This is a genomic window from Clostridium sp. AT4, from assembly GCF_001517625.2.
GTDB lineage: Bacteria > Bacillota > Clostridia > Lachnospirales > Lachnospiraceae > Enterocloster.
This window is the reverse complement of record NZ_LN999827.1, coordinates 53924-79536: the sequence shown is the minus strand read 5'-3', so window position 1 is coordinate 79536 and position 25613 is coordinate 53924. Positions and strand designations below refer to the sequence as shown.

The 25613-nt window shown below is 49.5% G+C and carries 22 protein-coding genes; 18 read left to right on the top strand and 4 right to left on the bottom strand.

Going from position 1 to position 25613, the window contains the following annotated elements:
* Positions 1-28: 28 nt before the first annotated feature.
* From glmS to BN3656_RS17045, 3 genes are all read left to right on the top strand, one after another.
* The gene (gene glmS, locus BN3656_RS03525) at positions 29-1867 is read left to right on the top strand and encodes a glutamine--fructose-6-phosphate transaminase (isomerizing) (protein ID WP_066544243.1); all 1839 of its coding nucleotides are present in this window, start codon (positions 29-31) and stop codon (positions 1865-1867) included.
* A 265-nt stretch (positions 1868-2132) separates the two neighbouring features.
* Positions 2133-2465 (top strand): hypothetical protein, encoded by a 333-nt coding sequence (locus tag BN3656_RS17050; RefSeq protein WP_347460581.1) that lies wholly within the window; start codon positions 2133-2135, stop codon positions 2463-2465.
* On the top strand, positions 2437-2673 hold the full coding sequence (locus BN3656_RS17045; protein ID WP_066544232.1) for a hypothetical protein: 237 nt from the start codon (positions 2437-2439) through the stop codon (positions 2671-2673). The genes BN3656_RS17050 and BN3656_RS17045 overlap by 29 nt, the downstream gene beginning before the upstream one ends.
* Before the next feature lie 79 nt (positions 2674-2752).
* Here BN3656_RS17045 and BN3656_RS03515 read toward each other — a convergent pair whose 3' ends face one another.
* Complete coding sequence (locus BN3656_RS03515) at positions 2753-5023, bottom strand: glycogen/starch/alpha-glucan phosphorylase (protein ID WP_066544229.1); 2271 nt, start codon at positions 5021-5023, stop codon at positions 2753-2755.
* A gap of 132 nt (positions 5024-5155) precedes the next feature.
* Here BN3656_RS03515 and BN3656_RS03510 point away from each other — a divergent pair, with 132 nt between their 5' ends.
* The 6 genes from BN3656_RS03510 to BN3656_RS03485 all read left to right on the top strand — a co-directional run bounded on the left by BN3656_RS03510 (position 5156) and on the right by BN3656_RS03485 (position 12337).
* Complete coding sequence (locus BN3656_RS03510; protein ID WP_066544227.1) at positions 5156-6034, top strand: AraC family transcriptional regulator; 879 nt, start codon at positions 5156-5158, stop codon at positions 6032-6034.
* Positions 6035-6111: 77 nt separating this feature from the next.
* Complete coding sequence (gene malQ, locus BN3656_RS03505) at positions 6112-7662, top strand: 4-alpha-glucanotransferase (RefSeq protein WP_066544224.1); 1551 nt, start codon at positions 6112-6114, stop codon at positions 7660-7662.
* A 96-nt stretch (positions 7663-7758) separates the two neighbouring features.
* Positions 7759-9189 (top strand): hypothetical protein, encoded by a 1431-nt coding sequence (locus BN3656_RS03500; RefSeq protein WP_066544223.1) that lies wholly within the window; start codon positions 7759-7761, stop codon positions 9187-9189.
* Positions 9190-9505: 316 nt separating this feature from the next.
* A complete protein-coding gene (locus tag BN3656_RS03495; RefSeq protein ID WP_066544222.1) occupies positions 9506-11176 on the top strand; it encodes a putative manganese-dependent inorganic diphosphatase in 1671 nt (556 codons plus the stop codon).
* Positions 11177-11195: 19 nt separating this feature from the next.
* Complete coding sequence (locus BN3656_RS03490) at positions 11196-11777, top strand: flavin reductase family protein (protein ID WP_066544221.1); 582 nt, start codon at positions 11196-11198, stop codon at positions 11775-11777.
* A 20-nt stretch (positions 11778-11797) separates the two neighbouring features.
* The gene (locus BN3656_RS03485) at positions 11798-12337 is read left to right on the top strand and encodes a shikimate kinase (protein ID WP_066544220.1); all 540 of its coding nucleotides are present in this window, start codon (positions 11798-11800) and stop codon (positions 12335-12337) included.
* 79 nt (positions 12338-12416) lie between these two features.
* Here the strand turns inward: BN3656_RS03485 and BN3656_RS03480 are convergent, their stop codons facing one another.
* Genes BN3656_RS03480 through BN3656_RS03470 form a run of 3 tightly spaced genes read right to left on the bottom strand, consistent with a single transcriptional unit; the run spans position 12417 to position 16153 of the window.
* A complete protein-coding gene (locus BN3656_RS03480) occupies positions 12417-12731 on the bottom strand; it encodes a hypothetical protein (protein WP_066544217.1) in 315 nt (104 codons plus the stop codon).
* Complete coding sequence (locus tag BN3656_RS03475) at positions 12724-15531, bottom strand: transglycosylase domain-containing protein (protein ID WP_066544210.1); 2808 nt, start codon at positions 15529-15531, stop codon at positions 12724-12726. Before BN3656_RS03475 ends, BN3656_RS03480 begins: the two co-directional genes overlap by 8 nt.
* 4 nt (positions 15532-15535) lie before the next feature.
* The gene (locus BN3656_RS03470) at positions 15536-16153 is read right to left on the bottom strand and encodes a TetR/AcrR family transcriptional regulator (RefSeq protein ID WP_066544207.1); all 618 of its coding nucleotides are present in this window, start codon (positions 16151-16153) and stop codon (positions 15536-15538) included.
* Positions 16154-16344: 191 nt separating this feature from the next.
* On the opposite strand from BN3656_RS03470, the gene BN3656_RS03465 reads away from it, so the two are divergent.
* From BN3656_RS03465 to BN3656_RS03425, 9 genes are all read left to right on the top strand, one after another.
* Complete coding sequence (locus BN3656_RS03465; protein ID WP_066544205.1) at positions 16345-16974, top strand: 4'-phosphopantetheinyl transferase superfamily protein; 630 nt, start codon at positions 16345-16347, stop codon at positions 16972-16974.
* Positions 16971-17939, top strand: coding sequence for an alpha/beta hydrolase (locus tag BN3656_RS03460; protein WP_066544203.1), 969 nt, complete (start codon positions 16971-16973; stop codon positions 17937-17939). The genes BN3656_RS03465 and BN3656_RS03460 overlap by 4 nt, the downstream gene beginning before the upstream one ends.
* The gene (locus BN3656_RS03455; RefSeq protein WP_066544200.1) at positions 17936-19351 is read left to right on the top strand and encodes a condensation domain-containing protein; all 1416 of its coding nucleotides are present in this window, start codon (positions 17936-17938) and stop codon (positions 19349-19351) included. The genes BN3656_RS03460 and BN3656_RS03455 overlap by 4 nt, the downstream gene beginning before the upstream one ends.
* A gap of 19 nt (positions 19352-19370) precedes the next feature.
* Entirely contained in the window at positions 19371-19595 is a 225-nt protein-coding gene (locus BN3656_RS03450; protein ID WP_066545240.1) for an acyl carrier protein, read from the top strand.
* Positions 19596-19628: 33 nt separating this feature from the next.
* On the top strand, positions 19629-21110 hold the full coding sequence (locus tag BN3656_RS03445) for an AMP-binding protein (protein ID WP_066544197.1): 1482 nt from the start codon (positions 19629-19631) through the stop codon (positions 21108-21110).
* 150 nt (positions 21111-21260) lie between these two features.
* Positions 21261-21704 (top strand): type II toxin-antitoxin system PemK/MazF family toxin, encoded by a 444-nt coding sequence (locus BN3656_RS03440; RefSeq protein ID WP_066544195.1) that lies wholly within the window; start codon positions 21261-21263, stop codon positions 21702-21704.
* A 104-nt stretch (positions 21705-21808) separates the two neighbouring features.
* Positions 21809-23536: a carbon starvation CstA family protein gene (locus tag BN3656_RS03435; RefSeq protein WP_066544191.1), complete on the top strand. Its 1728-nt coding sequence runs from the start codon at positions 21809-21811 to the stop codon at positions 23534-23536.
* Positions 23537-23736: 200 nt separating this feature from the next.
* On the top strand, positions 23737-24864 hold the full coding sequence (locus BN3656_RS03430) for a PhnD/SsuA/transferrin family substrate-binding protein (RefSeq protein WP_066544189.1): 1128 nt from the start codon (positions 23737-23739) through the stop codon (positions 24862-24864).
* A gap of 8 nt (positions 24865-24872) precedes the next feature.
* On the top strand, positions 24873-25610 hold the full coding sequence (locus BN3656_RS03425) for an ABC transporter permease subunit (protein ID WP_066545238.1): 738 nt from the start codon (positions 24873-24875) through the stop codon (positions 25608-25610).
* Positions 25611-25613: the final 3 nt, after the last annotated feature.

The window sequence follows — 25613 nt, the reverse complement described above, 5'->3', positions numbered from 1 at the left end:
TTTCAGTGTCAATTAAGGAGAAAGAAATATGTGTGGAATCGTTGGATTTATAGGAAATCATCAGGCGGCCCCGATCCTTCTGGACGGATTATCAAAACTGGAATACAGAGGCTATGATTCGGCAGGTCTGGCTGTCCGGGATGGAGACGCCCCGGTTCAGATCGTAAAAGCAAAAGGGCGTCTGAAGGCGCTGGCAGAGAAGACGAATGACGGAGAGGCCTTAAAGGGCACCTGCGGTATCGGACACACCAGATGGGCGACTCATGGAGAGCCTTCGGAAACCAACGCTCATCCTCACTGCTCGGATGATGGAAATGTAGTAGGCGTCCACAACGGAATTATTGAGAATTATCAGGAGCTGCGTGATAAGCTGGTAAAAAAAGGATATACCTTTTATTCTTCAACCGATACGGAGGTCGCTGTAAAGCTGATTGACTATTACTATAAAAAGTATGAGGGAACTCCCGTTGATGCGATCAATCATTCTATGGTGCGGATTCGGGGATCCTATGCTCTGGCAGTGATGTTTAAGGAGTATCCGGGAGAAATTTATGTGGCCAGAAAGGACAGCCCCATGATCCTGGGAGTCACGGACGGCGAGTGCTATGTGGCTTCTGATGTGCCTGCGATTTTAAAATATACGAGAAATGTATATTATATCGGAAATATGGAGATGGCCCGCCTGAAGGAAGGGCAGATTACCTTTTATAACCTGGATGGGGATGAGATAACCAGGGAGATGACGCAGATCGAATGGAATGCAGAAGCGGCTGAAAAGGGCGGTTTTGAGCATTTCATGATGAAGGAGATCCATGAGCAGCCGAAAGCAGTTTCAGATACCCTGAATTCTGTTTTGAAAAACGGCCGTCTGGATCTGACGGAGATGGGGCTGACAGAAGAAGAGATCTGCGCCATATCCCAGATTTATATTGTGGCCTGCGGCTCTGCGTATCATGTGGGGGTGGTGGCTCAGTATGTGATGGAGGATCTGGCAGAGATCCCGGTCCGTGTGGATGTGGCTTCCGAATTCCGTTACAGAAAACCTCTTCTGGATAAAAATGGGCTGGTGATCGTAGTGAGCCAGTCCGGAGAGACGGCGGACAGTCTGGCCGCTCTCAGGGAAGCGAAGGAATATGGGGTAAAGACCCTTGCGATTGTAAATGTGATCGGTTCTTCCATTGCCAGAGAGGCAGACCATGTGTTTTACACCATGGCGGGGCCGGAGATTGCCGTTGCAACGACAAAGGCCTACAGCACCCAGCTGATCGCCGTTTACTGTCTGGCTCTCCAGTTTGCCCTGGTGAGGAAAAAGCTTTCAGAGGAAAAGTGTGCAGCGCTGATCGCAGAGCTGCAGTCTCTGCCTGGGAAGATGGAAAAAATCCTGGAGGATAAGGAACGGATCCAGTGGTTTGCATCGAAATACGCAATGGCAAAGGATGCGTTCTTTATTGGAAGAGGGATTGATTACGCAGTTTCCCTGGAGGGAAGCCTGAAGCTGAAGGAGATTTCCTATATTCATTCGGAGGCTTATGCGGCAGGGGAGTTAAAGCACGGAACCATAAGCCTGATCGAGGACGGTACGCTGGTGATCGGAGTGCTCACACAGAGCCAGCTTTATGAAAAGACGCTGTCCAATATGGCCGAGTGCAAAAGCCGGGGGGCCTATCTGATGGGCTTGACTTCTTATGGAAAATATGATATAGAGGATGCGGTAAATTTTGCGGTATATGTGCCCAGAACCGATGAACATTTTTTTGCCAGTCTGGCAGTGATCCCTCTTCAGCTGCTTGGATATTACGTCAGTGTGGCAAAAGGACTGGATGTAGATAAGCCGAGAAATCTGGCAAAATCTGTTACGGTAGAGTAAAGGGCGCAGATCCGATTACAAAGAAGATTGAGAGAAGCTGGGAGTGATTGCGGCTGCCATGGAATTTGTTTGTAAAATACAACCGATGCCAGAATGACGATTATCCGTAGAAAGAGCCGCATTGTCATACCGCTGTGCGTCTTTAACAGATGTATATTGGGTCAGATATAAGGGCGAGAGGGTTAAATTTGATGAGATCAATTTATATGATAATCATCTCAGCAATACCTTTATGGATATTGCATTGAGAGGAAGACAATATACTGTGCAGAATGAATATCTGGCAAGAGATCTTTCTACCAATGGTTGTTTTCCTAAGGCATGGCAGCGGTCTGACCATAGGTTCAGGTTGCTGAAAGACGGAGGAGAGGATGCGGTAAACAGGGAAATTCTTGCCAGCAGTATCAGCGACAATATTACATCAAAGGCATTTTCTATTGCATCGGCAGAGGCATTTAATATATATGTCTTAAATCATGATCGTGATTTAAAGAAATGTATTTTGTCATTAGACTCCCACAATTATTACATGATGAATATAATGGATTATTTGACAGGGAATACGTCCTGTGAAGCTTCACAAGCTGATGGATTTTAACCGTGCATTTTATTCATATGATACTTTGGATGGAGCAAACTGTCAGACTGTATTTGGGGAAAAAATGACGCAGAAAGAGGCTGCAGTTCAGGCAGTAAAGAAGATTGGGCTGAATCAGATCAGCGAAATCCCGAAAGGTATTTTTGGGCTGCTGCCGGAGTATAAAGGTATGTTTGAAAGGCGGTATGGGCTTCTGCGGGAATTATGAGGTGTATGGAGATTAGTTTTGCCCCCTCCCAACCGGCTCCGAACGAATCGGAACCCCGGCTGTGAGGGGGCGTTTTTATTTACAGCTTCCAGATATCCCTGTTATACTCCTCAATGGTCCGGTCTGAGGAGAAGTATCCGGCCCGGCTGATATTTACCAGCATTTTCTTCGCCCAGGAGGCCCGGTCCTCATAGTCCGAGAAGGCCTTTTCCTTGGTACGGCAGTAGGCAGCAAAATCAGGGAAGGTCATGAACCAGTCCTTATTTAAAAGCTCATTGTAAAGGCGTTCCAGATTTTCCTTATCGCCCACAGCAAGCATTTTCTTACTGATGATAAAGTCTACGGCCTCCTTTAAGGCAGGGGAGTTTTCGTAGTAGGATCTGGAATGGTAGTCCCCTCTCTTATAGCGGCGGATGACCGTATCGCTGGAGTCGCCGAAGATATAGATGTTGGAGTCGCCTACCAGCTCGTGGATCTCCACATTGGCTCCGTCGTCCGTTCCCAGGGTGACGGCTCCGTTCAGCATGAATTTCATATTTCCCGTGCCGCTGGCTTCCTTGGAGGCCAGGGAGATCTGTTCGGAGATATCGCAGGCCGGGATCAGCTTTTCTGCCAGAGTCACGTTGTAATTATTTACCATCACTACATTTAAGCAGGGGCTTACCTCAGGATCCTCCTTTATGATCTGCTGCAGGCAGAGGATCAGATGGATAATGTCTTTGGCGATCACATAGGCAGGCGCAGCCTTTGCACCGAAGATGGCCGTGATGGGAGTAGTGGGCTTATGGCCTTTTTTGATCTCCAGATATTTGTGGATCAGGTACAGGGCGTTTAACTGCTGGCGCTTGTACTCGTGAAGGCGCTTGATCTGGATGTCAAAGATGGAATTGGGATTGATTTCCAGTCCCTGTGTTTCCTTTAAATACTGTGCCAGCTCTGCTTTTTTCTGATCCTTAATGGAAAGCAGGCGGTACAGGTGCTTTAAATTGCAGGAAATGGCAGGCTGATCCAGTTTTTTCAGTTCATCTGCATCCCTTTTATAGCCTTCCCCGATAAAGCTGGTGATAAAATCAGAGAGCTGTGGATTGCAGTGGAGGAGCCAGCGGCGGAAGGTGATCCCATTGGTTTTGTTATTAAATTTTTCAGGATAGATTTTGTAAAAATGGTTCAGCTCCGTTTCCTTTAAAATATCGGTGTGCAGAGCGGCAACTCCGTTTACGCTGAAGCCGTAGTGGATATCAATGTGGGCCATGTGAACCTGGTCGTCCTTATCAATGATATAGACGGAAGGATCGTCAAATTTACGGCGTACCTTGTCATCCAGCACCTCCATAATGGGGATCAGCTGGGGCACCGCCTCCTTGAAAAATTCCATGGGCCAGGTTTCCAGGGCCTCAGCAAGGATAGTGTGGTTGGTGTAGGCGCAGGTGCGGCTGACGATTTCAATGGCGTCGTCCATTTCCATGCCATGCTCTGTGGTCAGCAGGCGGATCAGCTCAGGGATTACCATAGTAGGATGGGTGTCATTGATCTGGATGACAGCATAGTCGGGCAGATCATAGAGATTGGAGCCTTTTGCAGCAGCCTCTTCCAGGATCAGCCTTGCGGCGTTGCTTACCATGAAATACTGCTGGTAGATGCGAAGGATCCGTCCCTCCCTGTCGCTGTCATCCGGGTAGAGGAATAGAGTCAGGTTTTTGGCTACATCCGTTTTGTCAAAGGAAATACCGTCCTCTACAATGGATTCGTCCACGGATTCCACATCAAATAAATGGAGATGATTGGTACGGCCGTGATAGCCTGTTACCGCGATATCGTACATGCGGGAGGTAAGGGTGAAATTTTTATAGGGAACCTGATAGGTCACACCGGTTTTTGTAAGCCAGGAGGTGTTTTCAATCCAGGGATTGGGAGCCTCCTCCTGTTTATTATTCTTAAAGAGCTGCTTAAAAAGGCCGAAGTGATAGTTCAGCCCGATGCCGTCACCGTTTAAGCCAAGAGTGGCAATGGAGTCCAGAAAGCAGGCTGCCAGACGTCCCAGGCCGCCGTTTCCTAAGGATGGCTCCGGTTCTGCTTCCTCGACTGTTGCCAGAGATTTGCCATTTTCTTCCAGAATCGTCTTTACGTCATCATAAAGGCCCAGATTGATCAGGTTGTTGGAAAGAAGCTTTCCGATGAGAAATTCAGCAGAGATATAGTACAGCTTTTTCTTTCCGGCGTTTTCTTCCTTTTTTGCAGCGGCCTGCTGGGAAATGGCAAGAAGGGCTGTATAGAGTTCTTTATCCGTACAGTCGGCGATCGCCTTGGGACAGGCGGTGCACAGTGCTGTTTCAAGTTCTTTTTTTGTCATATCAGATCCATCCTTTCTGCTCGGTGCAGGAGTTATTTATATTACAGTTATTCTATCAGGTGGCTTGGAAAAAATCTTGCAGAATGATGGGAGAATATAGTACAATACGATCAAAAGGAGGTGGAAGGCAGCATGGAAAAAGGCGATATGATAAGGCAGGAAAAGTACCATGAAACCAAGAAGCACGGACTGCGCGAATTCCCTTTTAATATCTATCCCTGTTCCATTCCGGGGGATTTTCAGAATGTGGCTCTCCACTGGCATGAGGAAATGGAGATCATTTCCATAAAAAAGGGTCGGGGCAACGTGGTTGTAGACCGGGTGGTTTATGAGGTGGAGGAAGGGGATGTGATGGCTGTCTTTCCCGGCCAGCTTCATGCAATTTACGGATTTGAGGATCAGAGAATGGATTACGAAAATATCATTTTCAGCCTGTCACTTCTCATGGGGGCAGAGGAGGACCTCTGTACGGAACGGTTCCTTTTTCCTCTTGCCAGAGAGCAGGTGAGGGAGCCGCTTTTTAAACGGAGAGGAATGGAGGGATATGAGGCGTTTGCAGGATGCATTCAGGCGCTGGACTGTGTATCGGAGGAGAGGGGAACCGGGTATCAGCTGGCAGTGAAGGGGCAGCTTTATACCTTCCTTTATCTGGCCTTTCAGTCCGGCCTGACGCTGTGGGAAAAACGGCCCGGACGGGCCAGGGAGCGGATTAAGCAGGTGCTGGGATACATTGAGGAGCATTACGGAGAGGAGTTTGATATCAGCCAGGCCGCCGGGATGTGCTTTTACAGCCAGTCTCATTTTATGAAATATTTTAAGCAGTATACGGGACAGCCCTTTGTGAGCTATCTGAACGATTACCGTCTTTCCCGTGCAGGCGGATTTTTAAGAACCACGGGAGACACGGTGACGGAGATTGCAGTCCGGTGCGGTTTTGATAATCTGTCCTATTTTAACCGTCTGTTCCGCAGAAAGTACGGTATGACCCCGAAGGAGTATCGGGAGTCTTAAGGCCGGCAGTCCAAAGCGATTGATTTTGTCTCCGTTTTTCCGTATAATGATGTGGATTGAAAAAAGGGGGTTATTTTATGCGCGAATGTGGAATTTTGCTTCCTGTGGCAAGCCTGCCCTCACGGTATGGCATCGGAGCCTTTTCAAAGGAAGCCTATGAATGGATTGACCGTTTAAAGCAGGCGGGACAGGGCTTTTGGCAGGTGCTTCCCTTTGGCCCTACGGGCTATGGGGATTCGCCCTACCAGTCCTTTTCCGCTTTTGCAGGAAATCCGTATTTTATCGACCTGGAGCAACTGATCCGGGAGGGCCTTTTGACAAAGGAAGAGTGTGATAAGGCTGATTTTGGGGATTCCAGGCGGTATATTTCCTATGACCGGATCTACAGGGAGCGGTTTCCGCTGCTTAGAAAGGCCTATGATCGGTGGAAGGATGGGCTGGCTCGGAAGGGGACTGCGGGGAAAGAATCTGCAGAGAATACGTGCGGCGTTCTGGAGCAGGTTCACGGTCTGGCCCTTGAAACTCTTGGGCCGGAAACAAGGGAATACTGCTTTTATATGGCTTTGAAGGATCATTTCCAGTCAAAAAGCTGGAATCTCTGGGAGCGCGGGATCCGTCTTAGGGAGCCGGAGGCGCTGAAAGCCTACGGCAGCCTTCTCACCGATGAGATCGGGTTTTATGAGTTTCAGCAGATGAAATTTGAAGAGCAGTGGACAGCGTTAAAAAATTATGCCAATAAACAGGGGATCCGGATCATCGGAGATATTCCCATCTATGTAGCTTTTGACGGCGCGGACAGCTGGTGCCATCCGGAGCTGTTTCAGTTTGATGAGGAAAATCTGCCAAAGGCAGTAGCGGGCTGTCCGCCGGATGCCTTTGCAGAGACGGGGCAGCTTTGGGGAAATCCTCTTTATGATTGGGGATATCATGAGAAAACCGGCTATGAATGGTGGATCCGGCGGATGGAATACAGCCTTCGGATGTATGACGTAGTGCGGGTCGACCATTTCAGAGGCTTTGAAGCCTATTATTCCATTCCCTACGGCGATGCGACAGCAGAGTTCGGACACTGGGAAAAGGGGCCGGGAATGGCGCTGTTTCAGGCGCTGGAGGCGCACTTTGGGGATGAGCTTCCGGTGATCGCAGAGGATCTGGGATTTCTTACCCCTGAGGTCTATGAACTTTTGGAGAAAACAGGATTTCCGGGGATGAAGGTTTTGGAGTTTGCCTTTGACGATTCAGAGGAAAGCAGCTATCTTCCTCATAATTATACGGAAAACTGTGTAGTTTATACGGGAACCCACGACAATGATACGCTTGCAGGCTGGTTTGACTCCATGAGCAAAAAGAACCGGAGCTTTGCCAGAGAGTACATGGGAAGTCGCCGGGTTCCAAAGAAGGAGCTTCACTGGCAGTTTATCCGTCTGGCTCTGGAAAGCCCTGCTAGACTGGCTGTGATCCCCATTCAGGATTATCTGGGCCTCGGCACAGAAGCCCGGATCAATGAGCCTTCCACATTAGGGAAAAACTGGAAATGGAGGCTGCTTCCGGGAGAAGTGGATCAGACCTTGGTTGAAAAATGCCGCAGGTTGGCAAAGATTTACGGAAGACTGGCAAAAAACAGTTGAATTAATAAAATCTTCTGATTATAATCGGTAAAAATTCATGGATTTTGTGTCATTTTCTGATAAAATAAAGATAAGAATAATCAGGAGGTGGCGGCTATGAAGAAGGAAACGAATGTAAAAAGAACAGGATGCTATATCAGACGGAATCGCTTTATTTTAGGAGCAGCAGCGGGCCTTCTTCTGGCAGCTGCCCTCCCCTTTGGAGCGTTGGGAGCAGAAAAAGGCTGGCAGATGGTGGACGGAGCAGAGCGCTATGTGGATGAGACTGGCAGCATCGTTACGGAGCAGTGGAAACACCGGGACGGAAACTCTTATTACCTGGATGAAAACGGTGAGATCGCAGCAGACGCCTGGATCCAGGGAACCTGGCACGTAGATGAAACAGGAGCCATGGAAAAGGAAACATGGATCTATGAGGATGGTTCCTCCCAGATGGCGAAAGGCTGGTACTATCTGGGCCCCAGTGGAAAAGCAGAAAAGAATGACTGGAAAAAACTGGGAGATGTCCGGTACAGCTTTGACAGCCAGGGACGGATGCGCACAGGCTGGCATTATGAAAATGGGGATATCTATTATCTGGGAGATGAAAACCAGGGATATACCCAGATCGGCTGGCGTTATCTGGAAAGCGACGGGAAGAAGGGGCCGGCAGAAGGCTCTGTTTCCAAAGCGCTGGCTCCCGGAGAACCCGGAGGACAGTGGTATTATTTTAACTCTTCGGGAAAGGCCAGACGGGCAGAGGTGGGCTCCTATAAGGAAAGCGAGATTGACGGCCATCGTTACTATTTTGATGCCAACGGCGTGATGGCGACCGGATGGCGCTGCGTAAGGGAACAGGCAAAGCCTGGAGACGGCACAGGGATCAGCCGTTTTGTGTATCTGGGCGGAAAAGACGAAGGGATGCTTAAGAGCCAGTGGCTTGAAACAGAGGAACGGCCCTGGGACAGCCCGGAATGGGAGCAGGCCTTATCAAAAGAAGCCCGCCGTACTAAAAATGCTTCCGAGACGGCACAGACAAAGGAAGATATGACACGCCGTTTCTATCTGCAGCATGACGGTACTCCTGCTTTTTTATCAGCAGATGCCGTGCAGATCTGGGATGCAGTGACAAAGCTGGATGGAGCCTATTATTTCTTTGATTCCTACGGGGTACAGCAGAGCGGGCTGATCCGCATGACCTCAGGAGGGAAAACCGAGACGGCCTGGTTTGATCCGGATAAGGACGGCGTCCTTTTGACAGGAAAAGCAGAAGCCGTAAAGGATAAAAACGGCAAAACATTTGCCTTCTGTGCAGAAACCTCAGGCTCCTTAAAGGGAACCGGGGTAAACGGAGAAAAGGACGGCTTTCTTTATTATAACGGCCTTCTGGCGGCTGCCCCGAAAGGAACCGGCTATGCGTCCTTTAAGATCGGAGACAGGATCTGGACGGCGGATGAAAAGGGGCGGATCCAGACAGAGGATAAGATGAGAAAGGCAGAGACGGCGGCGCTTCCGGCAGCAGGCTGGGAGATATCGTATGTGAGATAAAGAGGTTGCCAAACATATCCTCATCTGCTATACTTGATACACAAAAAATATAAATAAATCCGGAAAGAGCCGCCCGCTGCGGCGGCTCTTTCCGGATTTAAATTGCTCTAAAAATGAGGAGACCCCGGCTGTTTTAAGCCGGGGCAATTATGAAAAATCTATGTGCAAATATACCAGTAAGCAATGCAAAAAACATGATTTGTTTATATAAAAAGTATAAGAAAAAGATATGAACGGATTGTGAACTAAATGTAAATAGATTATGAATCAAAGGGGATTTTTTAAAGGAAATCCCTGGGGTAAAGAGGGAGAGAAGATGGATCAGGAATTAAAGAGAAAGACGCTGGTGATCGGCCACAGAAACCCGGATACGGATTCGATCTGCTCGGCTGTATGCTATGCCAATCTGAAACGGGCAGTAACAGGAGAGGAGTACATTCCTGCCAGGGCGGGCCATGTGAATGGGGAAACAAGGTTCGTGCTGGATTATTTCGGCATGGAGGAGCCTGCTCTGGTGGAGGACGTACGGACGCAGGTAAGAGACATTGAAATCCGAAAGACAAAGGGCGTTGCGGACAATATTTCCTTAAAGCGGGCCTGGAATATCATGCAGGAAAATAATGTAGTCACCATTCCGGCGGTGCGGGAGGACGGCACTCTGGAGGGACTGATTACGGTAGGCGATATTACAAAGACCTACATGAATATTTATGATAGCAGCATTCTGTCTAAGGCCAATACCCAGTATTCCAATATTATTGAGACACTGGAGGCAGATCTGGTGATCGGTACGGCCGATGCCTATTTCAGCCAGGGAAAGGTGTTGATCGCGGCGGCAAATCCCGATCTGATGGAGTTTTACATCGAGCCCCATGATCTGGTGATTCTGGGAAACCGGTATGAATCCCAGCTTTGCGCCATTGAAATGGGCGCGGACTGCATCATTGTCTGCGAAGGCGCGGGAGTGTCCATGACCATCAAAAAGATTGCTCAGGAGCGGGGCTGTACAATTATTGCCACAACCTATGATACCTACACGGCAGCCCGTCTCATTAACCAGAGTATGCCCATCAGCTACTTTATGACGCGAGAGCACCTGATTACCTTTGAGAGCGATGATTATATTGATGAGATCCGTGACGTCATGGCGAATAAGCGTCACCGGGATTTCCCGATCCTGGATAAGGATGGCCGTTATCTGGGTATGATTTCCCGAAGAAACCTGCTGGGAGCCAAGGGAAAGCGGGTTGTGCTGGTGGATCACAATGAAAAGAACCAGGCAGTGGCCGGAATTGAAAATGCAGAGATTATGGAGATCATTGACCACCACAGGCTGGGAACCATTCAGACCATGTCTCCTGTATTTTTCCGCAATCAGCCTTTAGGCTGTACGGCTACCATTATTTATCAGATGTATCAGGAAGCCGGAGTAAAGGTGGAGCCAAAGATCGCAGGACTTCTCTGCAGCGCCATTGTGTCCGATACCCTGCTGTTCCGTTCTCCTACCTGTACGCCTATGGATGAGATGGCTGCCAGATCGCTGGCAGAGATTGCGGGAATTGAGATAGAAAAATACGCCATGGAAATGTTTGGTGCGGGAAGCAATCTGAAGGGAAAGAGCGACGAGGAGATCTTTTATCAGGACTTTAAGCGCTTTACTTCAGGAAAGATTGCTATCGGCGTTGGACAGATCACCTCTTTAAATGGAGATGAGCTGGAAAGCATCCGCCCAAGGGTTATCCATTATATGGAAAATGCCAGACAGGAAAACAGTCTGGATCTTGTATTTTTCATGCTGACAAATATTTTAACCGAATCGACAGACCTGATCTGCGAAGGAAACGGAGCGCTGCAGCTGGCGGAAAAGGCCTTTCATACAGAGCCGGATGAGTCCGGAGAACAGACAGAGCCTCTGGTACGTCTGCCGGGAGTGGTATCCAGAAAGAAGCAGCTGATCCCGGCGCTGATGCTGGCAGAGCAGGAGTAAAGGAAAGGACGGTATTTTTATGAGCAAAGAATACTGGAAGCCGGGCAATATGCTTTATCCGGTGCCCGCAGTGATGGTGAGCTGCGCCAGGGAGGGAGAAACTCCCAATATTATCACCGTAGCCTGGGCAGGCACGGTCTGTTCTGATCCTGCCATGGTATCGATTTCTGTGCGAAAGGAACGTTTTTCTCATAGGATCATTAAGGATACAGGGGAGTTTGTGATCAACCTGGTAAACCGCCCTCTGGTGCGGGCGACGGATTACTGCGGCGTAAAGTCCGGCCGGGATGTGGATAAGTTTAAGGAAATGCGTCTGACGCCTCAGCCCTCCCGATATATCAAGGCTCCGGGGATCGCAGAAAGTCCGGTAAATATTGAGTGTAAGGTAACTGAGGTAAAGGAACTGGGAAGCCATGACCTGTTTCTGGCTCAGGTAGTGGGAGTAACCATTGACAATCAGTACATGGATGCAAAGGGGAAATTTAACTTAAATTCCTCCGGTCTGGTATCCTATTCCCACGGTGAATATTTTGAACTGGGAAAGAAGCTGGGAAGCTTCGGATATTCTGTAAAAAAACCGGTGAAAAAGAAGAAGCGCTGAAGAACAGGAGGATGTGCAGGATGAAACCCAATATTACTATGATCGGAATGCCGTCATCGGGTAAAAGTACTGTAGGCGTGCTGCTTGCCAAGCGTCTGGGCTTTTCCTTTGTGGATGTAGATATCGTGATCCAGGAAAAGGAAGGACGCCTTTTAAAGGAAATCATCGCAGATGAAGGAATGGACGGCTTTTTAGAGGTAGAAAACCGGATCAATGCGGGGCTGGATGTACGGCTTTCCGTGATCGCTCCCGGAGGCAGCGTGATCTACGGGGAAGAAGCCATGAAGCATTTAAAGGAGATCAGCGAGGTGGTCTACTTAAAGATGAGCTACGAGGAAATGGAACGGCGCATCGGAAATGTAGTGGACAGGGGCGTTGCCTTAAAGCCGGGATTTACGCTCAGAGATCTCTATAATGAGCGGGTGCCTTTGTATGAAAAATATGCGGATATTGTTATCGACGAGGCGGGAAAGACGCCGGGAGATACAGTGGATGAACTTCGCCGGGTCATTGAGGGAATGATGGATCAGGATAAGCTGCAGGCTGCTTTGGAGAAATGATTTTATAGTATATACATACAGGCGGCAGACGCCGGGCCTTTTAGAAGAGGGCTCCGGCAGTCTGCCGCCTGTTTTTGTGCTACAGCATTTCCATATATCGGATCAGCAGATGCAGCCCGGCAAAGCCTATTACAGCAAGCAGGGCTGCGATTGCCAGAGAAATCCTGAGAAATACCCGTTTATAGTACAGATACGCTCTGGCAAACTGGCTTTTGGGGCTGTCATTGGGCTCCTGATAAACAAGCTGCTTTAGGTACCGCCATCCGTAGAAGGGGATGTTCATGCACATAAAGGTATAGAACCAGTCCTCAGCCCCGTCCGGTTTTTCCGGTAAAATGGAAAATGAGGGCCTTTTTTTGCCGTTTTGCATGGAAGCTGTGTTATGTTTATTCATCGCCCCGTCCTCCTGGTCCATAGTATTCCATATTGTTCCACTTAAAGCGTTCCCGGCTTAAGGAGGAACGGAGACGGGCCTGGCTGGACTGGATTTCCAGCTGGGTCTCCTGTTCCTTTTTCGCCTCCTGTTCGGCTTCCTGTGCCTGAAGCTTTTCCCATTCTTCTGCGGTGGGAAGCGTGGAAATGCGGCTGATGGCTGTCTGAAGCCGGTCGGAGAGAGCATCTGCTTCCGGATCTCCTGCAATGAGGGAAAGCTTGTCAATGGCATCGTTTACCAGGCGTTCCGCGTCCTCTCTCTGGTATTCCAGCTCCTCTACCGTTTCAAGGGCCAGAAGGAAGCTGTTCTTTTTGGTGGCCTTGTCTTCTTCCAGACGCTGCTTCTCTGCCTCTTTGGCAGCTTCTTCTCTGGCTTTTTTCTCTTCGGCCGCTTTCTGCTCTTCATAGCGCCGGATTTCATCACCCATCTGGCTGATGATGGAGACAAAGTAATCATACCGCTGTTCCGTCTGCTCTAAGAGCAGTGCCCGCTGCTCTCCGTCGTCCAACAGGGGGAGACGGGAAGTGATAGAAGCATATTCATCCTTTACCGTATAGGTATCTTCCACAGAACGGATTTCTCTGGCACAGAACGCCTCTGCTTCCTGGGTCAGCTCTTCTAAAAGCGCAGCCTGTTCCTTTTCATGAAGGCTTTGCTGAGCCCGGAACTGAGCCGTGGTGCTGAAATAATCTTCGATCCCATTGGTTTCATCTGAACGCCGCTCTACGGTATCGGGCTGTTCCCAGTCAAGAGGGGGGAGCCCCTGGTGGATTTCGTCCATTACATTTTTCCAGATTTTTCCTGCGTAGGTGGCTCCGTAGATTCCCGGCATATTACGGGGGATATCGTAACCCACCCAGACGGCGGCTGTGTAGTAAGGGGTGTAGCCGCAGAACCAGGTATCCTTGCTGCTGTTTGTGGTTCCCGTTTTTCCGGCAGCGGGCATATCATTTTCCAGGCCAAGTCCCCGTCCGGTGCCGTAGGGGGAGGTAAATGTGCCTTTTAAGACGTCTGTGAGCATAAAGGCAGAATCGCTGCGGTAAACCTGCTTTGCAAAAGGCGTCATATCCTTTGTGAGCTCGCTCTCTTTTTCATGAAGGATTTTCACGATGCAGGTGCGGTCATTGTATACTCCGCCGTTTGCCAGTGTGCTGTAGCCCTTTGCCATATCAACTACCCGGACGCCGTTGGTAAAGCCTCCGATGCTTAAGGAGGGCACCTGATTGTCCACATAGCTCAGCTTCTGAAATTCCATTTCTCCCAGATAGCTCAGACCGAAATCAATGCCGATATCCTCTAAGATCTGCCAGGCCACAGTGTTTAAGCTGCGGTTTAAGGCTTCTCTTACGGTAACATTGCCAAAGTAGCGCCTGCCGCTGTTGGAAGGACCCTTCTCCCATTTGTGGTCATTGACCATGCGCGTGGGATAGTATTCCCCGGTGTCAAAGGCGGGTCCGTAGTCAATGAGGGGCTTAATGGTGCTTCCGGGCTGTCTGGCGCTTAAATAGGCCCGGTTAAAGGGATCATCCGCCCCGCGTCCTCCTACAATGGCCGTTACATAGTTGGTCTTGTTGTCTACGATCACACCGGCTCCCTGAAGGGCAAATTTTCCGTTTTCCTGAAGCTCTGTAAAGCCCGAAAGACTGGCGTCGATCTGCGTCTGGAGCACAGCCTGCAGTCCGCTGTCTAAGGAGGTGTAGATCTGAAATCCGCCTGCCCGTATCCGGTCTGACTGCTCGGAGTAGGCTGCAGTATAGCGTTCGGAGTAAAGGGTGTAATCTTCTTTGTTATCAAAGGTATACTGAAATTCAAAACCGTCCATTTTCATCAGCTCCAGGGCAGCGCAGTGAATGGCATAGCTGCTCTGATAATTTTCATCCGTGCCCTCTGTTTCCTTCTGTACGATTTTTAAAGGAGAGGAGACGGCTTTTTCATAGTCTTCATTTGACAGATACCCTACCTCGTTCATGCTTTTTAAGACATCATCCCGTTTGTTTTTGGAAGCGTCCGGATGGGAAACCGGGTCATAGGCAGAGGGGCTGTTGCTGATGCCGATCAGCACAGCCGCTTCCTCAGGTGCCAGATCTTCGGCGTGTTTTCCAAAGTAATACAGACTGGCAGCTTCAACACCGTAGCAGCGGTGCCCGTAGAAATTCGTGTTGCAGTAAAACTCCATGATATCGGCTTTGGAGTATTTCTTTTCCAGTTCGGGAGCCAGCAGGATTTCCACAATCTTGCGGGTAAAGGTGCGCTCTTGGGTCAGATATGTATTTTTGATCACCTGCTGGGTAATGGTACTGCCGCCCTGAGTCACTTCCCCGCCATGCTTGATCAGGGCAAGACCGGCCCGGAAGGTGGCGATCCAGTCTACGCCGTTATGGTTTTTAAATCTCCGGTCCTCCTGGGCGATATAACCGTTCTGCAGGTTCATGCTGATGTGGTTAATATCCATATACTGATAGTGACCCGCGTTGATCAGACCGATCTGTTTTCCGTCCTTATCGTAGATTACTGTATCGGACAGCATGGAAAAATCGGAACGGTCCATCTGAGCAAGCTTGTCATAGGCAATCTCCCGGCATTTGTCAAGCTCCGGTTTGACTGCTGCGTAGAGGATCAGTCCTGCTGCCGTCATGATAAGAAAGGCAGTGGTAAAGACAGAAAGAACTCCTTTAAAAAGCCAGCCGGTGATTCCCAGAGCCGTAACCAGACGGCGGCGTGAGCCGGGAGTCTGGAGTTTTTGCTTCTTATTAATATTCATGGCGCTATACCTCCCGGATCAGAAAATGCAGAACCTCCGGCGGAATATTGAGCCCCTGGCCCTGCATCTGGGTAAATGCAGTGAGAATCCGGCTTACGTCGCTTTCCTTCATGGGTACCAGACGGTTGTCCAGAGTGGCGGTTAATACCAGAAGGATGATATAGGCTGTTTCCTCCGGATATTCGCAGACCGCACCGTTTTCTGCCACAGCCTGCCGGAGGATATCTGCAAGAATAGGTCTTAAATGGGTGATAATGGCTTTGGCAAATTTCAGATGGATGAAGGCCCGCTCCTGGCCGTCGGGGGCGGCGTTAAAGGACTCCTGACGGCGCAGCTCCTTAGAGGCTTCCAGACAGGCGTGATAGATGATCTCCATTTTACAGAAGGCATCTATGTCTGAGGCAGCGGCCAGAGCCTTTCCCTTTTCCAGAACGCGGGAATAGGCCCGCTCAATGACTCCGTCCAGAATATCATTTTTAGAGGGAAAATAATAATAGATGCTTCCTTTTCCAATGCCGGCTTTCTGAGCGATCTCACTGACCGTAATGGAACGGGTATCAGCGGTTGTCATCAGCTGCTGCATGGCATCCAGGATTTTTTCGCGTTTATTCAGATACTGCATGATGTTCCTGCTTTCTTTTAGTGTCATATGGATGGTTTTCAGAATGGTTCGAGTATAGCATATGTGATATAAAAAATCCACACTTGACCGCTGGTCGAAAATATGATATTGTAAGGCAGAAACGATTCGACTAGCGGTCGAAAACACGGAAAAACCAGGGAAAACCATGGGAACGCAGCAGGAGGGGGAGTATGATCTACGCAGCCGCATACCGGCCGGAGGGCAGGAAATGCGACCGGTCCAGAGAACATATCCTGGGAAGAAGGCTTCTTGAGCGGGGGCTTTTGCAGGAATATGGGAGAACCTGGGAGGTGATAGCTCCGGAAAATGGAAAACCCTTTCTAAAAGACAATCCAGGAGTTTTTTTTAGTATCAGCCATACAGAGGGAATAGCCGTCTGTGCGGTCTGCAGCCATCCAGTAGGGATTGATATCCAGGTCCGAAAGCCCTGCAGCAAAGGGCTGGTCAGGAGGATATGTTCTCCGGAAGAATATAGATGGATTTGTGAAAAGAAGGAGAAAGAGGCAGAGAAAACTGCGCTCCGTTTGTGGACGTTAAAGGAAAGCTATGCAAAGGCAGACGGCAGGGGACTTGCCTTTCCCTTTCGGCAGATTTCATTTGCAAACAGGCTGGAAAGAGAGCCGGAGTGTATTTTTTATGGGACAGCTTCCTTTGAACTTCCTCTGGATCTGGGAGATCGCCACGGTTTTACAGCAGATATCCCCGGCTGGCGCTTTTTTGAGGCCCAGCTGGGAGATGCGTATCATATAGGGGTCTGTATGAGGGATACGGATCCGGATAAAAAAGGAGCGGCAGGATGAAAATAAAGTGGATGTTGGGAATGGGAGCCGGAGCGGCAGCTTTGCTTGCTGCGGGAGAGTATGCGCTGGCGCGCTATTTTCTGCGCCGGACGCTGATGCGGGGAAAGGCGGATAATAAGCGGACCCAGAAAATGGCAGGTACGGACTGGAGCGTCTATCTGCCCTTTATGGAGGAAAACCGCCAGTGGTTTTTAAGCCAGCCCCATGAGAATGTATACATACAGTCTGAGGATGGCTTAAAGCTTCATGGAACATACTTTCCGGGAAAGGATCCCAAACGGGCCGTGATCTGCTTTCATGGCTATACCAGCCGGGGACTGAATGATTACCCGTCCCTGGCCCGGTTTTATATGGGCTGCGGGCTGGGCGTCCTGACGGTGGATGAGAGAGCCCATGGAGACAGCGAGGGTACCTATATCGGTTTTGGCTGTCTGGATCGTCTGGACGCAAAAAAATGGATGGAATACATGGCAGGGCGTCTGGGAGAGGACTGTGAGCTTCTGCTTCAGGGCATTTCCATGGGAGCCGCTACGGTGGATATGGCAGTAGGACTTGAGCTTCCGCCGCAGGTAAAGGGGGCTGTTTCCGACTGCGCCTTTACCTCTGCCAAAGAGGTATTTACCTCTGTTCTTAAGACAACCTATCATATGCCGGCATTTCCCTTAATGGATCTGTCCGACCGGATGGCAAAAAAGGAAGCCGGATATGGCTTGGATGAGTGCAATGCCAGAGATGAGGTAAAAAAGTCTAAGATCCCCATGCTGTTTATCCACGGATCAAAGGATACCTTTGTGCCCTGCTCTATGGTGCATGAGCTCTACGAAGCCTGCGCTGCTCCAAAGGATCTTCTGATTATAGAGGGAGCTTCCCATGCAGAGGCATATTATAAGGATCGTCCGGCTTATGAGGCGGCTGTAAGGAAACTGATGGAACGTGCATTTACGAAAGGGGTATGTGAGGAATGAAAACGAGAAGGGGCTGTAAGGTATATCCGCTGACCGAGGCGCAGAAGCTGCATTTTTACTGTCTGAAATACTGTCCCAAAAAGCAGGTATTAAATATCGGCTCCAGCCTGACTATTGAGATCGATCTGGACTGGGAGGTGCTGCGGGAGAGCATTAAGGAAGCGATTTCCCGCTGCGAGGGAATGCGGATCCGTTTTGCCCATGACAAAAAAGAGGGAAAAGAGTACCAGTATGTGGTAAAGGAGGATCACTCTGAGATCGGACACTTTGACTTTTGCGGATGGAAAATGGAGGACGCAGAGGCGAAGATGAGGGAGTGGACCGAGCTTCCCTTTGAGCGTTACGATTCTCCCATGCACCGCATTGTGATGATCCGCCTTCCAAACGGCTTTCAGGGAACCTATGTGTGCGTAGACCACATGACCATGGACGCCCAGTCCCTGATCCTGTTTTACAGGGATATCATTGAAATCTACAGCCATAAGATGTTTGGAGACGAGGTGATTGCTTATCCAAAGGCCATGACCTCTTACATAAAGCAGCTGGAAAAGGATCTGGCTTATGAGGCGGGAAGTACATCCAGCCAGAGAGACCGGGAATTTTTTGAAAAGCTGATCGGCACATCGGAGCCGATCTTTAACAGCATCTACGGTCCAGGGCTTCTTGAACAGCAGAGAAAGGCTTCCGGCAACCCGGATCAGAGGGCGGCCCGCACCATTCCGGAGGATGTATCAGCCAATATTACCACTTTCCGGCTGGAACCGGAGCCGTCGGAACGGCTTTTAACGTTCTGTGAGGAACACAGGATCTCCATGACCTGCCTTCTGCTCATGGGCCTTAGGACCTATCTTCAGAAGCAGAACGGAAATGAGGATGTTTCTCTTACGACCACTATTGCAAGAAGGGCCACTCTGACCGAGAAGCGATGCGGCGGTACCAGGATCCACTGCTTCCCCTTTAGAACCATTATTTCACGGGACAAGACCTTCTTAGAGGGAATGGAGATCATCCGGGATACACAGAATCAGTATTTCCGGCACGCAAGCTACAGCCCTACGGAGTATTTTAATTACAGAAAGAAATTTTATAACCTGGAAGACGGCCTGACCTATGAGCCCCTGGCTCTGACCTATCAGCCTCTGGCTATGAAATATGAGGGGCCGGGCCTTGATAAGATGGGCGGGATCCGCTATGATACAGCCCGTTACTCCAATGGTGTGGCAGGACAGCCGCTGTATCTGACTGTGAGCCACCGCGCTCTGGACGATGGTTTGGATTTCTGCTTTGAGTACCAGACCGGTATTGTGACGCCCCAGAAACTGGAAGAGGTATACTACTATCTGTGCAGGATCATTTTCAGAGGTGTGGAGGACTGCAGCAGGACGGTAGGAGAGATTATTGACATGGTATAAAAAGAGGGAGAAAAAGGATATGTTTGAAGAGTTAAAAGAGATGATCTGTGAGTATGTAGATGTAGAACCGGGAGAAATCCGGGAGGATTCTCGTTTTGTGGAGGACTTGGGCTTTAATTCCTATGATTTTATGAGTATGGTCGGAGAGATCGAGGAGCACTGGGACGTTGAAGTGGACGAGCGGGAAGTGGTCAATGTAAAGACAGTAAAGGACGCCATGGAGTATATCCAGTCCCTGCAGTAGGCTGTCTGAGGCGGGAAAGAGGAAGGAGAAGGAATGGAAGCAAATACATTACAGGAGATCATAAGCCGGGCGGCTGATTCTTACGGCAGCCAGACCGCGTTCCGCTATAAAGTAAAGCGGGAGCTTGAGGAAAAGACCTATGAAGATCTGCCCAGGGATACCATGGCCTTTGGCCGTATGCTGGAAGAAAAGGGGATGAGAGGAAAGCATATTGCTGTCATCGGCCCTACCAGCTATGGATGGATCACTTCATATTTTGGCGCAGCAAATAGTAAAAGTGTGGCAGTTCCCATTGATGTACAGCTTCCTGCAGAGGCAGTCTGTGAGCTCCTAAACCGGGCAGATGTGGAAATGCTGGTGTTTGATGAGGTGAGGATGGATGTGGCAGAGGCGGCCGCTTCTTCCTGTCCAAAGATCCGTGAGTTTCTTTCCATCCAGTCTCTGCCCGAGCTTTTAGAGGCATACCGGGGAGAATTTCACTGTGAGGTAAAACCGGAGGATCTGTGTACCATTCTTTTTACCTCAGGAACCACAGGAAAGAGCAAGGGCGTTATGCTGACCCACCGGAATCTGGCGGACAATGCCCTGTGTCTGGATATGAAGATCCCTCAGGGAACCGTATCCCTGACCGTTCTTCCCATTAACCATGTGTACTGTCTGACCATGGACATTATAAAGGGCATTTCCATTGGAATGATCATCTGCATCAATGATTCGATCATGCGGTTCCAGAGAAATTTAAAGCTGTTCCAGCCGGAAATCGTGCTTTTGGTGCCTATGATCATCGAATCGCTGGCAGGAAAATTAAAGGAGATCGATCCGTCTGTTCCAAAGGAACAGGCTGCAGCGGCCATATTCGGCGGAAAGCTTAAGACCATCTGCAGCGGAGGCGCTTACCTCGATCCGGACTGTATCCGTCTTTTTAAGGAGTTTGGCATCACCATTCTTCAGGGATACGGCATGACGGAGTGTTCTCCTGTGATTAGCACCAATCTGGAGTGGGAAAATAAGATCGGATCCGTAGGAAAACTTCTGCCAAACTGCGAGGCAAAGACCGTGGATTACGAGCTCTGGGTACGGGGAAGCAGCGTGATGCAGGGATATTACAAGATGCCTGAGGAAACGGCTGCCGCTCTGGAGGACGGCTGGTTAAAGACAGGAGACTTAGGCTATGTGGACGAGGATCGTTTTGTATTCCTTACCGGCCGCAGAAAGAACCTGATCATCCTTGCAAATGGAGAAAATGTATCTCCTGAGGAGCTGGAAAATGAGCTGGGACGCAATGATCTGGTAAAAGAGATTCTGGTGCGCGAGCATGAGAAGGTCATCGAGGCAGAGATCTTCCCGGATCCGGAATATATGGAAAAGCATACGATTACAGAGCCAGAGCTGCTTCTTCAGGAGCTGGTTGACCGCCTGAATGGGTCTATGCCTGTCTATAAGCGCATTGCCAGGCTGATCGTGAGAGGAGTGCCTTTTGAACGGACAGCCGCAGGAAAAATCAAGCGGTTTTAAAGCAAAACAGAATAAAGGAAAATGAATGGCCCTGTCCTCTGAGGATGGGGCTTTTTCATGTTTTTTTCAGGAAATGTTTGAAATCTCCGGAATTGGGAATCCTATGAGTGTATGAATGAAGTGATGAAACTCAAAATAAGGAGACAAGCCATGGAACGAAATTCAGACTGGAATGGAAATAGACAGACGTACCGCCCGGTGATCCGGGGAGACCTCTTTTATGCAGACCTTTCACCGGTCAAGGGATCGGAGCAGGGAGGGATCCGGCCTGTTTTAGTCATCCAGAATGACACGGGAAACCGCCACAGCCCGACGGTGATCGTAGCTGCCATTACCAGCCGGACCACCAAGGCGGTGATTCCTACCCATGTAAGCCTGGATAAGACATTGTGCGGATTAAAACAGGATTCTACGGTGCTTACAGAGCAGATCCGCACCATTGACCGCAGCCGCTTAAAGGAATACATAGGGCACCTGGACCGGCGGCAGATGGGCGGTGTGGACCGCGCCATGGCAGCCAGCCTGGGGCTGGAATGGTATTTCCGGTCTGGCGGAAATATGTCTGGCAGTTATGAGATTATGGCACAAACATAACCTGAAAGAATAAAAAATATGAAAATACGGTATGTTCTATCTGATTGACTTCCGAATAAAAGGGATTATAATGACAGTTATTCCAGAAGGAAGGAGATAAGAGTATGAACACACTTGTAATTGTAATGATTGCAGCGGTATGTCTTTTGGCGGGATATACCCTGTATGGCCGGTGGCTGGCAGAAAAATGGGGCATAGATCCCAAGGCCAAAACGCCTGCCTGTGCACTGGAAGACGGACAGGATTATGTGCCTACAGACGGATGGACGGTATTCGCCCACCAGTTTTCATCCATTGCGGGGGCCGGCCCTGTGACCGGAGCGATCCAGGCCGCTGCTTTTGGATGGCTGCCCGTGCTTTTGTGGGTGATCCTGGGAGGCATTTTCTTTGGAGCAGTTACGGATTTCGGAGCACTGTATGCCAGTGTAAAGAATGAAGGAAAGTCCATGGGGCTTCTGATCGAGCGGTATATTGGAAAGACAGGGAGAAAACTGTTTCTTTTATTTTGCTGGCTCTTTACCCTGATCGTAATCGCAGCTTTTGCAGATATGGTGGCAGGTACGTTTAACGCATATACCATGGCTGACGGAGCGGCAGTTCTTTCTCCGGCCGCACAGACCAATGGAGCGGCAGGAAGTATTTCCCTTCTGTTTATTGTATTTGCGATGATATTTGGAGTGATCCAGAAAAAACTACAGTTAAAGGGCTGGAAGAAAACGGCAGCGGGACTGGCCTGTACGGCGGCTGCTCTTGGGATTGGAATGGCATTTCCGCTGGCAGCAGGAAAGGATACCTGGTCCTATCTGACCTTTGCATATATCTTCATGGCAGCCGTGCTTCCTATGTGGCTTCTGATGCAGCCCAGGGATTATATGACAACCTTTATGTTTGCCGGCATGATCATTGGTGCTGCGGCGGGTCTGGCAGTGGCGCATCCGTCCATGAACCTCCCTGTATACACAGGCTTTAAAAATGCATCCATGGGAGATATGTTTCCTATTCTGTTTGTTACGGTAGCCTGCGGAGCTGTATCCGGATTTCACAGCCTGGTATCATCAGGAACTTCATCCAAGACCATTTCCAATGAAAAGGATATGCTGAAAGTGGGATATGGAGCAATGGTTCTGGAAAGTCTTCTGGCAGTTTTGGCCCTGTGTGTGGCAGGCGCTGCTGCAGGAGCAGACGGAACGCCTGCTGTGGGTACTCCCTTCCAGATCTTTTCAGCCGGTGTGGCAGGATTTCTGGAAATGTTTGGAATTCCTATGTATGCAGCCCAGTGCTTTATGACCATGTGTGTATCAGCTCTGGCTCTTACAAGCCTTGATTCCGTTGCAAGAATCGGCCGTATGTCCTTTCAGGAGCTGTTCAGTACAGATGATATGGAACAGGCGGAGCACTGGAGGCAGGTGGTATGCAATAAATATTTTGCAACTATGATCACATTAGCCTGCGGCTTTATCCTGACAAAAATCGGATATTCCAATATCTGGCCTCTTTTTGGAAGCGCCAATCAGCTTTTGAGTGCTCTGGTTCTCATTACTCTGTGCGTCTTTTTAAAGGTTACGGGCAGAGAAAACAGAACGCTGTTCCCTCCGCTTATTATCATGCTCTGCGTTACCTTTACCGCTTTAATTGAGCGTTCCATTGCACTTGTTCATGCTTTTGGCGCAGGAAGCGCCGTATTTATGGTAGAGGGACTGCAGCTGATCATTGCCGCTCTTTTAATGGTTCTCGGTGTGATCATCGTGTATACCTCCGGTCGTGAGCTGTTTCGGAAAAAGGAGGTTCGGGAAAAGAGCGTGGGAAAGACCGGTATTCAGGCAGGCGCATAAATGATCCAGGGGAAAAATGAGTATTTAAGAAAATAAGAAAAACGGACGGAATCCCGTTGAGGGCCGTCCGTTTTTATGGATTTGAGCTGTTCGAACGCTGGGGTCGATTCTGTTTTTCCGGCGGTGAGGATGGAAAAACAGGAAAAAATGTGCTATAGTAAGGGATGGCATCCAGAGGGTGCCGGAGAGGAGAATGTACTGTGAAAAAACAAATTTCTGTATTGACTGCACTCTTAACTGCAGCAGCCTTCGCTGTAACCGGCTGCGGCGCATCCGGCGATAACGCGGCTCCTTCCGCTTCTTCCAAGGCAGCTTCTCAGGAGGTTCCAGAGGAAACGGAACATTCAGAGGCAGAATCCACTGAGGCAGAAAGTACCGGGGCAGAGACCGGATCTGAGGCGGTTTCAGAAGAGGAGAAGGAAGGTTCCGGCGCAGCCGCTGTCCGTGTGGGCTCCTTAAAGGGACCTACCTCTATGGGACTGGCCTATCTGATGGAAACTGCCAAAAACGGAGAAACTGCCAATACATATGAATTTACCATGGCAGGGAAGGCAGATGAGCTGGTAGGAAATATTGCAAACGGAAGCCTGGATATTGCGCTGGTGCCTGCCAATGTAGCCAGCGTGCTTTACAATAAGACGCAGGGGCAGGTAAAGGTCATTGATATCAATACACTGGGAGTTTTGTATGTAGTGGCTTCGGATGATTCCATTTCCACAATGGAAGATTTGAAGGGTAAAACCGTATATATGACAGGAAAAGGAACCACGCCGGAATTTGCCATGAATTATCTTCTGGCTGAAAACGGCCTTGGCTCCGGGGATGTAACCATGGAGTTTAAATCCGAGGCTGCAGAGGTTGCTTCTATATTAAAGGAAGATCCGTCTGCCATCGGCGTGCTCCCTCAGCCCTTTGCTTCAGCGGCCTGTATGCAGAATCCGGAGCTGAAAACAGTGATGGATCTGACCGAGCAGTGGGATCTTTTAAATAAGGAAGGAAAGAGCCGCATGGTTACGGGAGTTACCATTGTCCGCACCGGATTTTTAGAGGAGCATGAGGCTGCTGTGGAGCAGTTTTTAAAGGATCATGCAGAATCTGCGGAGTATACATCTGCTGAGCCTGAAAAGGCCGCACAGCTGGTAGCTGATATTGGGATCGTAGAAAAGGCTGCTATGGCCCAGAAAGCGATGCCTCTCTGCAATATTGTATGCATTACCGGTGAAGAAATGAAACAGGCCCTTTCCGGCTATCTGGAGGTGCTTTCCGGACAGGATGCCAAGTCCATCGGCGGAACGCTTCCCGGAGATGACTTCTACTATCTGCCATAATGAAAAACATGAAAATATCTTCGCGTTTAAAAACATATATGATATGGCTTTTCTGGGCGGTTCTCTGGCAGGCCGCCCACTTAGCCATCCAGAATGATGTGATTTTTGTGGGGCCCTTCGATATGCTTGGGGCCCTTTGGCAGCTTTTACCGGAAGTTTCCTTCTGGCAGACGCTGCTTCATTCGTTTTTTAAGATCAGCGCCGGCTTTCTCATGGCTTTTGTTCTGGGGATTCTCCTGGGGTGGGCCAGTTACGCCTGTTCCTTTGTAAAGGATCCTCTGGAACCTCCCATGCTGCTGATCCGTTCCGTTCCCGTGGCCTCCTTTGTGATCCTGGCACTGATCTGGATCGGCTCTGACGGCCTGTCCGTGTTTATTTCATTTCTGGTTGTGATCCCTATGATCTATACGGGAACGCTGACCGGTCTGGAACATACGGACAGGGAGCTTTTGGAAATGAGCCGAGTTTTTTCGTTTTCCTTTTTCAAACGCCTTCGATATATATATATTCCGGCCGTTCACCCCTATCTTTTAAGCAGCTGCCGTACGGCTCTTGGGATGAGCTGGAAATCAGGAGTTGCGGCAGAGGTGATCGGCATACCTCAGGCGTCGATCGGAGAGCAGCTCTACTATTCCAAGCTCTATCTGGATACAGCGGGCCTGTTTGCCTGGACCTTTGCCATTATTGTGATCAGCGCTGTCTTTGAGCGCTTTTTTCTGAGCCTGCTTATGCGGGTACGCCACTGATGA